Origin of the sequence: Methanosarcina barkeri MS (assembly GCF_000970025.1) — an archaeon.
GTDB lineage: Archaea > Halobacteriota > Methanosarcinia > Methanosarcinales > Methanosarcinaceae > Methanosarcina > Methanosarcina barkeri.
Window position 1 is genome coordinate 2,779,975 of record NZ_CP009528.1, and the last position, 16,945, is coordinate 2,796,919.

The 16,945-nt window shown below is 39.8% G+C and carries 13 protein-coding genes and 1 tRNA gene; 2 read left to right on the forward strand and 12 right to left on the reverse strand.

The features are described from left to right. Positions 1–9: 9 nt before the first annotated feature. The 7 genes from MSBRM_RS11210 to MSBRM_RS11240 all read right to left on the reverse strand — a co-directional run bounded on the left by MSBRM_RS11210 (position 10) and on the right by MSBRM_RS11240 (position 7,420). A complete protein-coding gene (locus tag MSBRM_RS11210) occupies positions 10–699 on the reverse strand; it encodes a F0F1 ATP synthase subunit A (protein ID WP_048116809.1) in 690 nt (229 codons plus the stop codon). Next, entirely contained in the window at positions 689–1,003 is a 315-nt protein-coding gene (locus MSBRM_RS11215; RefSeq protein ID WP_048155759.1) for an N-ATPase subunit AtpR, read from the reverse strand. Before MSBRM_RS11215 ends, MSBRM_RS11210 begins: the two co-directional genes overlap by 11 nt. Beyond that, positions 996–1,334 (reverse strand): AtpZ/AtpI family protein, encoded by a 339-nt coding sequence (locus MSBRM_RS11220; protein ID WP_048155761.1) that lies wholly within the window; start codon positions 1,332–1,334, stop codon positions 996–998. Before MSBRM_RS11220 ends, MSBRM_RS11215 begins: the two co-directional genes overlap by 8 nt. Further along, positions 1,327–1,761, reverse strand: coding sequence for a F0F1 ATP synthase subunit epsilon (locus MSBRM_RS11225; protein ID WP_230629090.1), 435 nt, complete (start codon positions 1,759–1,761; stop codon positions 1,327–1,329). The genes MSBRM_RS11220 and MSBRM_RS11225 overlap by 8 nt, the downstream gene beginning before the upstream one ends. Continuing rightward, positions 1,758–3,167 (reverse strand): F0F1 ATP synthase subunit beta, encoded by a 1,410-nt coding sequence (gene atpD, locus MSBRM_RS11230; RefSeq protein ID WP_048116800.1) that lies wholly within the window; start codon positions 3,165–3,167, stop codon positions 1,758–1,760. The genes MSBRM_RS11225 and atpD overlap by 4 nt, the downstream gene beginning before the upstream one ends. 1,164 nt (positions 3,168–4,331) lie before the next feature. After that, the gene (locus tag MSBRM_RS20870; protein ID WP_052712855.1) at positions 4,332–6,566 is read right to left on the reverse strand and encodes a DUF1350 family protein; all 2,235 of its coding nucleotides are present in this window, start codon (positions 6,564–6,566) and stop codon (positions 4,332–4,334) included. A 760-nt stretch (positions 6,567–7,326) separates the two neighbouring features. Beyond that, positions 7,327–7,420 (reverse strand) — tRNA-Arg (locus MSBRM_RS11240). A gap of 474 nt (positions 7,421–7,894) precedes the next feature. Between MSBRM_RS11240 and MSBRM_RS11245 the strand changes: the two genes are divergently transcribed. Beyond that, entirely contained in the window at positions 7,895–8,602 is a 708-nt protein-coding gene (locus MSBRM_RS11245) for an ATPase domain-containing protein (RefSeq protein WP_048116784.1), read from the forward strand. 4 nt (positions 8,603–8,606) lie between these two features. Next, the gene (locus MSBRM_RS11250; RefSeq protein WP_048122717.1) at positions 8,607–9,464 is read left to right on the forward strand and encodes a methanogen output domain 1-containing protein; all 858 of its coding nucleotides are present in this window, start codon (positions 8,607–8,609) and stop codon (positions 9,462–9,464) included. A gap of 304 nt (positions 9,465–9,768) precedes the next feature. On the opposite strand, the gene MSBRM_RS11255 is transcribed toward MSBRM_RS11250, so the two are convergent. The 5 genes from MSBRM_RS11255 to MSBRM_RS11275 form a co-directional block, all read right to left on the reverse strand. Further along, positions 9,769–10,494, reverse strand: coding sequence for an RAD55 family ATPase (locus tag MSBRM_RS11255; RefSeq protein WP_048116781.1), 726 nt, complete (start codon positions 10,492–10,494; stop codon positions 9,769–9,771). Between the two features lie 516 nt (positions 10,495–11,010). Beyond that, the gene (locus tag MSBRM_RS11260) at positions 11,011–11,670 is read right to left on the reverse strand and encodes a hypothetical protein (protein WP_052712858.1); all 660 of its coding nucleotides are present in this window, start codon (positions 11,668–11,670) and stop codon (positions 11,011–11,013) included. A 486-nt stretch (positions 11,671–12,156) separates the two neighbouring features. Further along, complete coding sequence (locus MSBRM_RS11265) at positions 12,157–12,834, reverse strand: potassium channel family protein (protein WP_048116779.1); 678 nt, start codon at positions 12,832–12,834, stop codon at positions 12,157–12,159. Positions 12,835–13,018: 184 nt separating this feature from the next. Beyond that, entirely contained in the window at positions 13,019–14,026 is a 1,008-nt protein-coding gene (locus MSBRM_RS11270) for a potassium channel family protein (protein WP_052712860.1), read from the reverse strand. A gap of 427 nt (positions 14,027–14,453) precedes the next feature. Then, entirely contained in the window at positions 14,454–16,247 is a 1,794-nt protein-coding gene (locus MSBRM_RS11275) for a site-2 protease family protein (RefSeq protein ID WP_048116773.1), read from the reverse strand. Positions 16,248–16,945: the final 698 nt, after the last annotated feature.

Here is a 16,945-nt window from a genome sequence, read left to right on the forward strand (position 1 = left end):
ATTCAATTCTTATTGTCCAGTTTCACTTCTGGATTTGCTGGCTCGCGTAGCAGCAGTAATGTAAACTGTAGCTAAGATGCTGAAGATGTAGGCCTGCACCATGCCAACGAGCAGACCGAGAGCTATCATAAGATCAGGAAAGATGAATGGTGTAATTGTCAGCAGGATGGCAACGATCATAGAGCCGCTCATGATGTTACCGAACAGACGGATTGCAAGAGCTAACGTGCGGGAGATTTCACTTATAATATTAAATGGCAGCATGATGATTGTCGGCTCTGTGTACGTCTTAAGGTAGTTACTAATTCCTTGTTCTTCGATGCCGAAAAGTGGAACAGCTACAAACACACATAATGCAAGAGCAGCCGTAGTTGAGAGAGATCCTGTTGGCGGTTCATAACCTGGAATTATGATGCAGAGATTGGCTACAGCAATGAACAGAAAGAGTGTGCCCAAAAAGCCTAGATATTTCCTCGGCTGGTCCAGGCCAACGTCCTCAATTTGTTCCAGGATGCCTGTGACAATAATTTCCAGAATATTTTGCCAGCGGGAACGTTCCAGACCAGTAGAGAGTTTGCTTGTAATAGTTTTTGAACCAATTACCATTACCAGCATCAGCCCCCAAGTGTATACAATCGTTGCATTGAGTTTGATAAAGTCGTACTGCCAGAAAATTAGCTCATCAGGACTAAGTCGCATTACTGGCCTCCTTTGTCAATTGATTTGGGTCTTCCTCTGGCAATCTGGTGAGTCTAACTATTATATGACGCATAACAAAAAACCCAAACAGGCATATTAACAATCTCTCCCAATAGCCATCCGAGACAAAGTAGAATCCAGCTATGACAATGCTGAGCCGTATCAACAGGCTGCCCAGGAACCAGAACGCAGGTTTTCTGGATGAAAGTCCCTTCTGAACCGTCCACCAGAGCCCACCGAAGAACACTGCTCCGAGCAGAAAACCAGCTATCAGAGACAAGAAAAGATTCAATATTTCATTCATTGTAATCCTCCTGTTCCTCTTGCATTTCCTGGCGCTCCTTAGCTAACCAGTGCCACGCATTCAAGCAACCGATAATAAGGCCAATAATCAGCATCGTGAGTGCCCAGGAAAAGCTTTCTGGATAGTGTTTATCTAACCAGAGCCCGATTGCAGCACCAATTAAAGTTGGAACTGCTACCGACCAGCCTATGAGTCCCATCATGCCTAAACCAAGCCAGATCGTCCTGTCTACATGACGTTGTGCCCTTATTTTGCGTTCAGCCTTTGTCCCAACCTGACGGGCCAGAGGTGACTCGTCCTCCAAAGGTTTCTTTGATGGTTTGTCAGACATTCTGAAACTCCGCTAATCGGCGTATAAGCCCTGTTTCCAATTTTACCATTACTGAGCGAATTTTTTGCTCGGTTTCATCTAAGGTCAAAAACTCTTTTTCAACAGCCTCGTGCAATTGGCTTAAGTCTGTCCCGAAAATGGCATCACGTACAGAGACAAGTACATACTGACCATTCTTGATGAGTACGCCTTCATCGACTGCCACATAAACCTCGCCTTCTGATTCGGTTTCATATGTGAGAATTCCAGGCCCCAGAGTCGCAACACAATCAAGTCGGTGTGGCAAGAGCCCAAATGAACCCTCACGGCCTTCTGCGACTATGCGTGATACGCCTTTCTTTTCGGCAAAGACCTGGAAAGGCAGAAGAATCGTAAGATTCATGAGTCCTGAATTCATGAGTCCTGAATTCATGAGTCCTGAATTCATGATTTTTCCCGGCTTGATTTTTTGGCCATTGCTTCGTCAATTGTTCCGATCATGTAGAGGTCACCTTCAGAGTAGTCTTTGAATTCGTCATTCAAGATACGCTCGCAGCCGTCGAGCGCATCTGAAAGACTGATGGATTTGCCTTTAATACCTGTGAATTGCTCAGTGGTGAAAAACGGCTGCGTCAGGAAACGTTCCAGCCGTCGAGCGCGGGCTACCACATTTCGGTCCTCAGGCGATAGCTGCTCCAGGCCAAGCATTGAGATAATATCCTTGAGTTCTGAGTATTGCGCAAGCGTCTGCCTGATTTCTTGGGCAAGGAGATAATGCCTTTCGCCAACAATGCCAGGTGTGGCCATTTTGGAGTTTGACTGCAAAGGGTCAATAGCCGGATAAAGCCCCTCGCTTGCCCTCTTGCGAGAGAGGACAATTGATGCCGATAGATGTGAGAATGTATGCACAGCCGAAGGGTCAGTGAAATCGTCAGCAGGCACATACACCGCTTGAATAGACATTATGGCTCCGGCATCGGTGGTAGATATGCGCTCTTCTAACTCGGATAATTCAGTGCCCAATGTCGGTTGATATCCCAGGCGTGAAGGCATCTGTCCCATCAAACCAGATACTTCGGAACCAGCCTGAATAAACCTGAAAATGTTATCTATAAGCAGTAGCACATCTCGGCGTTCATCGTCTCTGAAGTACTCTGCCATTGTCAGCGCCGTATGACCTACACGAAAACGGGCACCTGGTGGCTCGTTCATCTGGCCGAATACCATAACCGTATTCGGAAGCACACCAGCGTCTTTCATATCACGATAAAGTTCTTCCCCTTCTCGACAACGCTCGCCTATTCCGCAAAAGATGCTCACTCCCTGGTGTTGTTTGACTACGTTATGAATCATTTCGGTTAGCAACACTGTCTTGCCAACGCCCGCTCCTCCGAATAGACCTGCTTTACCTCCGCGCTCAAGCGGTACCAGTACATCTATAGCTTTGATACCGGTCTCGAATATTTCAGACGTAGTGGATCGACGCATTAGCGGTGGCGGGGTTTGATGTATTGAGCGCCACTGGATATCAGATGGAGGCTTCCTGCGGTCTATGGTATTTCCAAACACATCGAACATTCGAGAAAGGATTTCCCTACCAACAGGCGCTTTCAAAGGTCCACCTGTATCTTCCACTGCCATACCTCGAGCAAGACCTTCAGTGGGGGTCAGAGCAATTCCGCGGACATGATGTGCGTCAAGTTGCGTCAAAACTTCTATGGCAATTTGGCTTTCTCTTCCTGCACGTAGCAGTGTATATACAGGTGGCAAGTGCTTCTCGAACAATACATCTACAATGCTGCCGCGCACCGAGATGACCTTACCGAGATTCAAGAGCCGACTTCGATCTACCATTTTAACAGCTCCCCCAAGCTGGCATTATATTGCTATTTTAACAGCTCCCCCAAACTGGCATTATATTCGGTTTTGGAGTGCCCTCTTTCTAAAGCTTGTTTTGTAAGAACTAAGAATATGATGAAGATTCACATCTGCCTCATTCACAAAGCCCACAGTGACCAGGAAACGCTAAAGAAAACATGGAATGGAATCAATTTTCAATTATTGTCTTTATAATGAACTCATTATAGTGTCTTCATAGTGTCTTTACAGTGCTTTATAAACCCCATTTTACCAGTGAATTCTTTATTACTTTGTTTCCCCTTTCCCATAAAGAAATATATCATTTCAATATATTAATTTGACTTTAACATATTTTTTATATTTATTGCGAAATCTAAAATCAGGTTTAATTCAAATGTTATATAGGGTCCTTCCAAATCAGTACTAAAACTAAGGGTATACAATGCTTATTTTGGATAATAGGTATGCATTTAGAATTTTTCCAATTAAGGTACACTCTAAAAATCAATTTTTTAGATAAATAATCTATAATAGTCTTTTAAATCAAGAAGAGAGCGAGATAAATACTTTATTCTTTTACAATTTCTGTTTATTTAGAAATAAGGCATCTGATATCATTTTCATTCATACAAAATTTAATGTTAAAAGTAAGGAAAAATTAACGTTTAATTTACCAATTAAAGTACTTAATTCCTTTAAATAGTAAATAAATTCTTTAATGAATGTACCTTAGCGGGGAGAGGACTGACACTACACTTAATTGGGCAAATAAGGTTTAATATCCCTTAAAAAACTAATCATTTTTCAAGGGGTTTAAATGTTATAATAAATTTTATTATTCAATCCTAAGAAATTTTCGTACCAGAACTCCTTTTTTGTAAACATACGGACTGTGTCCTTCGGAAGGGATGTCCAATACGTGTGTTATTTCTTTAAAAAAGAGAGGCTAAAAAAGAATGCATACGTTATCGGTTAAGCGTAAAAGAATGCTATACAATATAATTTTGGCTCTTCACCATTCTCTATGGATAAGATGATTTTCAATTCGAGACTGCATTGATTTTTATGAAGACATTATGATGATATCCACATAAAATAACGAAGAGCCTTTGTCCAAAGGCAGGCTTTCTGCAGGCTTTAATTAATCTCTCTGAAGGTTTATAATTCAATCTGCTTTTCAATGCCTCCGACTTTTACTTTAAAATTGCCTGCCGGTATAGACTTAGTATTATATTCATAGTTGAGATTTCCTTCTGAATCTACTTCCACCTCTTGCACAGCTGTGATCTTGATTTTGACATTAGAGCCACTTGCCTTTCCATCGATCCTGATCTTATATGTTCCTGGAGGAACACCTTTCTGGGAAACAGTAGCAGTACCGTTTTGTGCCTTTGCACTTTTCGTTAACCACAGGATAATCTTTGCTCTCACATTAAGGTCATCGGCACCTGTTGCCTGCACAGTAAAACTGTTGTCGAACCCTGAAGGGATTATTATATCTTCAAGCAGGTATTCGTATTCTCCATCCTGTACCATCACATCTTTTTCAAAGGTTGCCGCCACTTTCGCAGCATCTCCAACAAAGCCGGTTCCTTTTATCTCTATTACATCTCCAACGGGATTTTCAGAAATAAGTTCCCAACTGCCAGATGCATCTGCTCCAGAAGACATATTTGTCGTGTTGTTATCGATAGAAACTGCTCCAGAAGACAGGTTTGAAGTGTTGTAATTGATACGAATTGGTCCCACGAAGGAATTGAAAATCAGATCGTCATTTTCCAGGTACTCCAGCAATGCATATGCCCCGTTTCCAAAGTTTGCATCGCCAAAAATCGTCTGATGGACAATTTCACCGGTATCCCAGTCAAGTCCGAGCACTTTCCAGCCGTCTGGCAACCTGTAGCCATTGATGAGGGCCATATTACCCGATTGGCTGTAGATCGGAACCATGCTTGTCGACGAAACATCTGACCTTGCCCATACTGAAGACCATTCATTCGTTGATGTGTTCCATTGAAAGCGTTCAGCACCATATGCGGTATCATATGCCGGGCCCATGAGCGATACCTGAAGAATCTTGTTCTGGCCTATAAGATCAGAGCTGACATTTTCCGGAATGTTATTCACAACAAAAGCCCCATATCCAGATACAACTACGGACTGCTCCGTCTGTATCCACTCGGGAAGGGTGGTAAAATTACAAGTTACCGGAATCTGCCCTGCGATGCGTTCGGATCCCTCTGGGATTTCGTTGCGCCAAAATGCCACTAGGTTCATCTGTTTGGCACCATCGGTTATGACCACCAGCTTATCCTCATCGTCGCTGAATCCCATGAGCGTTGGGGTAGATCCTGTGCCATTGCCTACCTTGATCATAGGAGGTTGTTCCGAATTGTTGTATGGGCTCGACCATGCGCCATCGGCTTCATTATCGGAAAGATTTGTACCGTCCCAGACAAGCTTGTGCATGACACTATCGCTTGCCAGATATATGCCATTGTTTTCATCTACAGCAACTGAGTTGCTAACGTACTCACCACGCCCAAGCTTGTAAAAAGATGTAGAGGTTGTGTTGAGGTCGCGATTGATGACTGCCACTCCATTGCTAAAAGTGATAATAAGGTAGCCGTCGTATGTCATGGAAAGGCCAAATAATCTTGCGTACGGCGGGTGGTCGTCGCCCTGGATCGCAGTGACTACATCTTCTAGCATGTAGAGTTTCTTTATGCCTGCAGATGGGTTGTTCGGATCACTTAATGCAAACGCGTAGAGGTTATCTCCATAATTTGTATACAGTACGTTTTCGTTATCGACTACCGAGTACAGCCCATTCCCAAAGCGGTCTGCGTAATTTTCACCGAAAAGGCTTTTCAAGGAACTATTCATCGAGCTTGTGTTCATTCCCACAGCAGACGACTCGCCGAAGGTACTGAAATTTTCATCCGGAACAGCCGGAAATGAGTTGTTTGACGCATCAGTGAGTGCCTCATATTTTGCTACAGCAGTCCAATTGTTGTCGGTCACATTAACGTAGCTTACGCGATCGCTTCCAACTGCCCACATGTAACTCTTATTAGTGGAGGCAAGAGTTATGATGTTTATCGGGCCGCCATAGACAGTTGGTTGAGTCATTGGATCTACAGTGAAGTTACCGCGAGGAGGCCCGTAGGGTGTAGAGTCGCTCTGCGAAGAGTCAAAATGTGTGATGGCATAAAGTGAAGATGCCAGGTAGGGATTGACAACGGATCTGTTGACCATCTCGGGCGTGGTAGCTGTGGATTCCTCGGCATCGGCGGTTGGGATGCCGACGAAAAGTGCGATAGCACACGCTACGATTGCAATCGTTAATACTAATCTTTTATTTGATTTCAGAGGATTTTCTATAGTCTTCATGAGTTGTACCTTTTGATTTATTTATATTTGTATAAAGTTTTACGTACTTGAAGTATAAAATGTATCTTATTCAAGTTGTATGATAAAAAGTAACTTTTTCATATATGATGAACATTTAATAATGTGACCAAGTTTGAAAAACAGAATCGTAGGGCATATTTAACTTTAATGTAAATTTAAACTATGATGTTTCATGTAATGGATTTTATACCTCAAGTGCGTAAGTCTTTGAAATTAAGTACTATTTTTAAGGTCATTGTGTACCTGAATTTTGGAATAATTTCTGATCTTTATATACAGTTAACCTTATCAAATATACAATCCACTTTCCGCAGGTGCGACATGAATGCCACTATTTTTTCTATCTGTCAGTGATTCAAAAATGAACTCCTATTTATGTGTCATCAGTTAAGGTTTAAAACATCTTTCCGGACTGTGAATTTCCAGTGACAGATCTCAGCGTACGATTGCAGCTTTAATAAAAAAAATTAGAACTTAATAGTTTGAATGATGGACTGGGCATTAAAATAAAAAAGGATTGTATGAGACTGAGAGAGTTCCTTAGCTGATGATCTATGAAAAAGAATGTATTGCTTTTGAAGAATAGAAAGGACAGTAAAAGGCAGTAATAAACAGTATAAGACAGTATAAGACAGTATAAGACAGTATAAGACAGTATAAGACAGTATAAGACAGTATAAGACAGTATAAGACAGTATAAGACAGTATAAGACAGTATAAGACAGATAACGTAAGTAAGCGGGCCCGCCGCGATTCGAACACGGGTCAATGGGTATCTTCGTAATTATATTACTTCGAAGCCCATTAGGATATCCTGGCTACCCTACGAGCCCTTGATGCAGCACTATTGATAGAAGCTATCTATATTAAACTTTTCTCTCAAAATTAAGGCCGTAAGGAATATAGATCGAGATGAATAGGTCATGAGTAGGATTTGAACTTAAAATATCCTGTCTGGAAACGATCATCCTGAAAATTTAGTACAAAATGTTCAAATTAAATGAGGATGACAGAAGAGTGAATAAAAATATATAGTAAGTACGACAGAATTAGCAGTACAAACTGAGTCAAAAAAATAGATTAAATAATTCTTATGAAACGTATATAATTCTTATGAAACGTATATAATTCTCATGAAATTACTGTATAACTAATGAAAAATAATAAACGTTTCTTTAATATAAACAGCTTCTAAATCTCAGGGTCATTTAGAGACTGTTCTAAGCCTTCAAGTTAATAGTCTGATATTAATTCACAGTCCGGGAAGCTATAAGGGTAAAGTACAGAAAGAGTGAGGATTTGCAAAAATGGAAAGGGTTTCAACAGGCATAGAGGAGCTGGACAGGAAGCTGAGTGGGGGTTATCCTGCAAATAAAGTAACCCTTATAACCGGTATAGCAGGAAGCGGGAAAACAATCTTTGGAATTCATTTCATTTATAAAAACTGTCTTGAAGGCAGGAAATGTGTGATTGTCGCAACTGAGGAAAGTCCTGAAGATATTCTCTATCAGGCAAGCATGTTAGGACGCGACCTCACACCTTACTATGAGAACGGACAGCTTATTATACAAAATATCTTTGAAAGCCGTTCGGAAATAATAAGACAGACCAGATACGGGTTTAAGCCTGAAAGCCTGAATCTCGAAATCCCGAGTCTGATAGAATTAATACATGAAGGAACGGAATGCCTCGTTATTGATAACATAGGTACCTTTGCTCTCAGGATTTCCATAAAAAAGCTCAGAGACCAGTTTGATGCGCTAAACTACATGGTAAGGAAAAAAGGCTGTACAGCTCTTTTAATCATGGATGATTCCGCACACAAGATGACTTACCAGCTTGCTGAATACTCGGTCTATGGGTCTATTCACCTGTTAGTAAGGGAAAACTCGTATCTTGGAAAAATGGAGCGCTACCTGAGCATACCCAAGATGCGCAGCACCCCCATTTCCCCTGAGATGTTTATTTTTGAAATCACGTCTGAAGGGATTGTAATTCGTGAATCCAGGGGATGAAACCTTGCAGAATGAAAATATCAAACCTAAAATCCTGATCGTCGATGATGTGCCTGAGAACATAGAGCTTATAGAGGCTTACCTTTCAGTGGAGACCTATGCCCTTATTACTGCCAGCAGTGGAAAGGAGGCTATCCAGAAACTAAAGGAAGAAAAGCTCGATATGATCTTACTGGATGTTATGATGCCTGAAGTAAGCGGCTATGAGGTATGCAAAATTGTCAAAAACAACCCCGAAACTCAATTCATCCCGGTTTTGATGCTCACTGCTCTTTCTGATATTAAAGACCGAATAACAGGGATTGAAGCCGGAGCTGATGATTTCCTTACGAAACCTATTAATAGGCTTGAGCTTAAGACCCGAGTAAAATCCTTACTCAGAATAAAATGCATGCATGACCGGCTGGTAGCTGACCGCAACAGCCTTGAGATAAAAAACCAGGTACAGAGTATCCTTACTGCAATTATTCCCACTTTGCTAAGGTTTGTTTCCAATGAGGAGAAGAGGATCATAATTAACCAGATGACAGGCATGGTCGAAAAAATGCTGCTCGACACATATCACCTTGAAAACAGAGAACTGGACTTCGCTTATGCAGGAAAGGTCTGTGCCGAGATAATGAATCAGCTGGGTGGAAGCTTTTCCTCTGAAAAGGGTGAAAAAGAAAGTTCGTGGATAGTCAGGGGAACAAAGTGCCCCTGGAAAGGAGAAGAAGCCCGTAAAAATCCTATTTTATGCACCCTGACCCGAAAAATTTTTTCGGATATAACTTTGAAAGTGGACTCTGACTTCAGTGTAGAGGCACTGAAGACTATAGGGAACAGGAATAATTGTTGTGAATTCCTTATAAAGGCAGAATGAAATTCCGTTTTCACCAAAGACCTGAGATCAGTTTTTCCGTAAATTTAAGGTTAAGGGAATGACCATAACCCGAAAGTTGTCATCTCATATTTTCAGTATTTAGATTTTCTACTATTGATAGACTACTTGTACTTCTACTAGGTCCTTCATGTTTCTAATATACCCTTCATGTTTCTAATATACCCTTCATGCTTCCAATAGCTCGTTCATGCCTGTAAGATCCTTCATGTTTCTAATAGATCCTTCACCCCTCCAATGAGTCATTCATGCTTCCAATAAGTCATTCACCCCTCCAATGAGTCATTCATGCTTCCAATAGGTCATTCATGCCTGTAATAATTTTGATTCCTTCTGGGGTAATATCAAATAGAGAATACTTGACCGGAACAGCCTTATCTCGCATTTTCTCAACGTAAAGATATTTCTTTGTCTTTCCGTAGTTGAAATTCTCCTGTGAAGTGAGCCGGATTAGCCCGAAAACCATGTAGCCAGTAAGCCTGTGGGTAAGGTTATAGGAGTCCTCATCCATGACAAAAAGGCTTGTGCACCCTTTTTTTAGAAGTATAATGCTTATCGAACTGAATTCATCAGCAAATTCTCTTATGTCATGGTTTATGGCCATTACCCCTATATTGTCGATGACTATAACATCAACTTCCGAAGACATGGAGCTGAGATACTCGATTATATCAGTATCCACAGCACATAGCCCTTTTCCAAATTTAGAAGCGCTTTTGATTTTGTTCATTTTATCTTCAAAGATATTCTTTATACTGAGATGTTTACTTTCAACGAAAGGCTTGAGGTCAAGGTGGATGCTTCGGGATTGGCTGAGGATGTCTTCCGTAAGCTCTCTTGTAAGAATTAATATGCATTTCTTGCCTTGCTCGCAACTCCTGTGCAGGAAATGAATCCCGAGGATAGTTTTTCCAGAGCCTGGAGGACCCGTAACCAGAATGCTTTTCCCTTTAGGAAAGCCTCCATCCATTAGCATATCCAACCTTTCAATCCCTGTAGATAAACTTTCCATACTATCACATCTTAAACTCAGGTATGTTTCTTAGTTATTTTAAGATGGTTTTAAGTAATATAATCTTTTATGAAGAATTGTGGGAGTTGGTCTGGATCTTCAAAGGAAAAGACAATGCTGCTGGAGATAACATGACAGGTTATGTGAATGCAAATTCTATTTAATCAAAAGCTATGTTGAAAAGCAGGAAAAACGGTAAGAAAAATAGCACGTTACCAAATGAAAATAACCGATTTTCAATAAATCATTATAACCAGAGTGAGGGCGCGAACATACCCAGTTGCTTGCCGCGGGGTGCACCAGAGCAACTTTGATTCATTTTTAATCAATAAGAGTTTATCAATGAAAGTTCTTTCAATTATTTTCATTTCTTTATGTCTGTAATTAGAAAAATTCCATGTGCATTTTCTGCTTATTCTTTCTGTTTATTTTATTCATACTATTGTATGTTTATAGTATCTCGGGGCTTATATTGGCAAATATAACTCTCAATAGTGCTCTTCATGAAATTGAATTTCAGAAGTGCCATTTATTCTTTCCAGGCTTCAGCTCAATTGTCTTTTTCGAATCTCCTATATATATGGTGTATTTGCCCGCCGGCATTGAAGAAGTGTGGTAATTAAAGTTGAATTTCCCTTTTGAACTGGTTTTTAGGGTCTGAGATGCCGTAACTGTAAGTTTTACAGAAGAATCTTTACTTGGGGTACTCAGAGCGTCGCCGTCAATAAGAACTTTGTAAGTCAGAGGCGGAACATTTCTCCGAGAAACAGTTGCAATTCCTCTGGGTGCATCGGAAGACAGTTTTTTGGTAAAGAATAGTTTTGTTACGCTTACATTAAGGTTTTCTACTCCTTCACCTTTGAGTGTAAGGAGGTTATCTTCACCTCTAGGTATCTTTATTTTTTCAAGCAAATAATGGTATCTGCCCTCGGTAACCGGGAGTTCCTTTTCAAAAGAAACTTGAGCTATGAGGTCCTCTCCCGGAGAAGCCGTACCTTTAATTTTCAGAGTATCTCCCACAGTAGGATTGGAGGGAGAGATCTTCCAGTCAGTCTTAGCTGCTGACGGAGAAATAAATAGACCAAGCAAAAGAAACACCGACAGAAACCCGAGAACAAGTTTTGTTCTTTTTAATTTCACGAGCTTTATGTTGTTTACATAGTTATTAATTTTCACAAGAAACTCCTCTGTTTAAATCTAATATATTAATTAAAATACAAAACATTTTTAAATTATTTTTATTTAAATTTAATATTTAACTTTGACAAAAAATTTTTAAATATATATAAATTTTAAACAGCACGTTTTTTAATATTTAATATCAATTTATTATTAATAAGACTTTTGTCTTATAGTAAAATTAGAAAAAATTAAATATTAACTATATAATTTTTAGTCTAAATTAGAAAGATAAAAAATTATTTATATATAAATTGATAAGATTAGTTATTATATACAAAAACTTGACTATCTAAATAAATAAACGTTGTTAATAAAAGTAAGTTTATAAATACTAAAAACGTATATAAACTAATAATATAGGAATGCTAAAAACAATTATACTTGTATTCATACATCTTCGATTATGTAAAAAATCGTGATAAATACTGAATATTCTCCAAGTTTGGAAACTATCAGTCAAATAAGTTTTAAAAAAGCCTTTTAATTAACATATTTTTCCTTAAACTCTGAAATCTGCTTGCTGCTTCCCACAACTGCAATAGTATCTCCTGCTCTTATTATTGTCTGCTTTTTAACAGCCGTCGTGACAAGGTTTCCGCGTTCGATGCCTATTATAGTACAACCGATCTGTCCTTCCAAGTCAAGTTCTTCTATTGATATGTTATCAAGAGGAGATCCTCTGTCAACGCGATATTTCTCGATTTCTATGCCCTCGTAAAGCATTATATCCTCATCGATTCTACAGCTTTTTCCCATGCAGTTTGCAGTCATTTTGGCAAGCATCTGGCCAGCTACTATTGAAAGAGAACCCACGTAATCGGCTCCTGCTTTGTAGATCTTTTCAATTGATTTTACGGAATTTGCCCTTGCTACAATGGTAATTTCCGGGTTCAGATTCCTGGAAATGAGAGTCGCGAAAATAACATTGGTATCATCATTAAGAGCCACAAACTCAAAAGAGGCTGTCTTCACTCCAGCTGCAAGCAGTATGTCTTCATCTGCCCCATTCCCAACGAGATGTTCGAAGTCAACATTTTCAAAAACCTTGTCATTTGAGTCCACAACTACAAAGCGGAATGGGCTTCTATAAAGTATGTCCACTATACTCTTTCCAACATCTCCATATCCCAGTACTATAAGGTGCCCTTTTGACTCCATTTTTGCTCCCATGTCCTGTAATTACACTTGCCAAATTAAGTTTAAATCTTTTATTTTTAAATCTCGTCTTTTACCAGTTTATAAAACGAAATTTAATAATTATGTCCTTTTATCGTCACAGTTTCTGATTTTTCAGTTTTAAATATTTGATCAATGTGTCAGCTTCTTCAGTTTTGAAAGTTCTTTATGGGTCCCTACAGCAAGCAAAACGGTATTCCCGGACAATATCTTCTTCCTTGGGATCAAAAGATAGAGTCCCACTATTCCAGATTCCTACAATCTTTGCACTCGTAAGCTGCTGGCTGGAAATTTCCTTAAGCGACTTACCTATAAGAGGACTTTTCAGGTAAACAGGAAACTCAACAATATGGACACCCTCAAAAATCTCAGTCGCTCCCGTAACCCGGCTTACAAGCCTGTCCATTGCCTTCCTACCAATAAACTCTCCGAACATCGATTTAGGAGATACGACCGTATCGGCTCCTGCATATTTAAGGTATCTTGAGTTAGATTGGTCCTCGACAATGGCAATAATATTGACATAATGAAATTCCCTGGCAGTCAAAACGATATTCGCATTTCTTTCATCCGACTTATTTGCAATAAGGAGTTTGGCTTTCTCTATACCAGCGTTCATAAGGGTTTGCTTATCAGTCGGAGACCCGAAAATGCAGGAAATATTTTTATAAACAAGCTCCCTGATGAGCTCTTCTTCTTCTTCGACTATCACAAAGAGCATATCCTCCTCGGTCAATTCGTCTATCAGGGTTTCAACCAGTTGATTGTATCCGCAGATAATTATGTGATCTTTCATGCCTGAAGAGACCATTCTCGGCAGTCTGAATTTGATAACCCTGTCCATCCATGGAGCAACAATATAGGTTATAAGAAAACCAGAAATCAAGATTATGCCCAGAATTTGTACGATTATAGTAAAAAGTCTTCCTGGCAGGGAAGTGAAAACCACATCGCCATACCCGACTGTTGCAATGGTGGTTGTGGCCCAGTAGATAGCAGTAATAAGGTTTGCATTTTCGAGCTGGTTCTCAGAAATCATAAGATACTCGAAAGTCAGAACATAGGTAATAAACAGGAACACAGCCACTATTTTATATGTCAGATAGGGATGTCTGTGCAGTATCTTCCGAAACTCTGTTATAAAACTGACATTCTTTCGCCCGGAAGTAACCATCTTTGAATCCCTGCCTGAATTTTCCTGATAAGGTTAAGCTGAATCGTCCTGTAGCTGTCACCTGTAAACGTCTTGTACCGTCTTGTAGCTTCTACTGCTAACGTCTTGTAGCTTCTACTGCTAACGTCTTGTAAATGTCTTGTAGCTTTTCTGCTAACGTCTGTAACTATCTACTGAAAAACATCTTATAGCCGCACTGGTAAGCGCCTTATAGCCATTACTGAAATCCTGTAAATATCTGATAATTCTATATATCTCCAGTTTAACAAAAATATTATGCAAATAATTTTTGGATTAAATGTAAAAAGTGTTTAATGTAAAAGTAGTTGAAAGATTTTTACATAAATAAAAAGTTTGGAAAGAAACTAAACCCAAAGCTTTATGACCCTCGTGAGCGCCAGGGTTCAGTCTGAAATTTCGATGTCAATTACATCCATTGCCCTATATAAGGCCCGAATATCATAAAGATAAACGAGAACAGGATTAACATTGAAAAGCTCGCTGTGATAGAGTTTGAGACTCTTTCTGATATTGAATCGTTCCTTGTGAGCCGGTATACAAAGGAATAGATTGAATCCTTAAACACGTGTCCTCCATCCAGGGGTACTGCAGGCAAACAGTTGAACAGTCCGACATAAAAGTTCAGCCATCCAACCCAGAGAAGGGTATTTGCAATCCAGAAAATCCCGATTCCCAGTGGTTCTGCCCAGCCTACAGGCTGATAAAACTGCATGAAGGTACCTGAAAAGCCTCGGAATCCTTCCCCTGCAAATCCATAGATTGGAAGTCCAAAAAGAATGATCCAGCCTGCAGGTATGGTTAGCAAGGATGGGATTTGCTTCAGGGCTTCAAGATACAGTTTTGCTTGAGGCATCAACATGGAGATTCCAAGCATCGGTAATTCCATAACTGCATTATTTCCGTACATAACTCCAAGGAAACCGTAATCATGTTCCGAATTGGATGACAGTTGCACATCGAAAACGACAGTGCCTTTTTCAGTGAGGTTGCCTGTGTAGTTTTCAGAGGGAAGAAGTTCTACTTCTACAGTCTGGTTTGCTTTGGTTGTTTCCATAAAACTTACGAAACTTGAAACATTTTGCATCTTCGTATTGTTGATCCTGATCATTGTCATTCCGGTTTTGATCCCTGCAGCTTCTGCGGGACTTCCCGAAACAATTCCTCCTACAGGCACTCCTCCAATATAGTCCTCAGGGATTGAGGCAACCTGCAAATCATGCGTGGAGACTGTGCCGTTTTTTGTAGCATAGATATGAACGGTGTCTCCAGGCCGGGTTTTTTCGAGGTATGTTAGCAGATCTTCGGCTGTTGTGATATTGGTATCATTAATCTGCGTTATTATCATGCCGTTCTCAAGCCCTGCATGGTCAGCCGGAGAACTTTCGTTTACACTCAGGATCATTGCATCACTTAAGGGCGCGATTGCCCCGAGTACAGGCCCGAAGAAGAGCAGGAGAGCGATAAAAGCCACGGTGAAATTGGCCATAACACCTGCTGCAAGAATCCTGGACCTCTGAGTTCTTGTTGCACCTATTACAGGCTCGGATTTCGGTTCATCAGGCTTTGTTTTCTCAGTTTCTTGCCTTATTTTTTCTTCTTTTTCCCATTCTTCGATTTCCTCGATTGTGGCTGTCAGCGGAAGTTCTCTTTCTGTTTTTTCTTGCGTCCCGAAAAGCTGTTCATCATCAGGCTCCGCAAAACCTCCTATGGGGACCAGGGCATACAGGATGCCCATAGATTTGACCCGGATGCCTTCAACTCTGCAGAGAATCGCATGTGAGAACTCATGCACGACAAGCGTGACTATAAGTGCAATAGCTCCCCAGGTAAGAGGAATGAACTCATTTAATCCCGGAATGAGAAAGATATTTCTCGGAGAATTATACTTTCCCGGATCAGGCATGTTTCCGCTAAGGAAAGAAGTATACAGCCCAAGGTCCGAGATAGCTATGACCAGGAACATTGCAATCATGCCTGCAAACATCAACAAGATCCCAAGGTTTGCAAAGATTCTCCAGTAAGACTTTGGACGGGCCAGTACATCGAGCAGTTTGAGACCCTTAGTTGTCCTGATCATAAGGATGGGAAGCGGCCCGAAAGTGCTTATGTTATACTTCTCCAGAATGCCTTTCCTGTCAAGAACGGAAACTGCGAGCCAGTACAGTAAAAAAATACTCAGTGCAATGCTTGTGCCATTCAAGGAAATTCTCCGAGTTATTGAACTGAACAAATTATAATTAAGCTTAACCGTTCATGAATTAAACGTAGAGCTGATCCCAAAACTCAAAATTGCTTCTCTGAATCCTGTATTCCGAACAATCAATCAAGTTTCTGATCATGAAAACAATCCTGAAAATTCTTGATGATTAAGAACGAAATGACTTTTGGGATAGGCTCGTAAAGTATTGTGAATTATGTTAAATTGGTTGTTAATTTAACCGGCTAACCAGTTGTTAATTATAAACTTGGCCAGCTATGAATTAAGCTAATTAGTATAAATTTTAGTATAAATTTTGAATTAAACTGTAGATCTAAAACTGTTGGGAAAAATACATCTATAGATTTTTATTATTGTTGTTGTATATCTATAAACTTTAATATTGTTGATATATAACTCTGCGTCTGAAGTTCTGAGCCAATTAATTCGTCATGTTAAATTCTACTGCTCAATATGATATAAAAATGTTATAGTATGCCTTACTATTTTAATCAATATATATTGCCATTCCTTTTAAAAAGACTCTTATCTAGAAAAGGACATATAACAATACATTTTAATTATATAAAAAGATATATGGAAGTTTATCAAATCCTATGTTGAGAAGTTATACAGCCAATGTCCAGTAGTTCTAAGGTCAGGGCGATAGACATTATTTACCTAGAAAATAATGTGCTTTA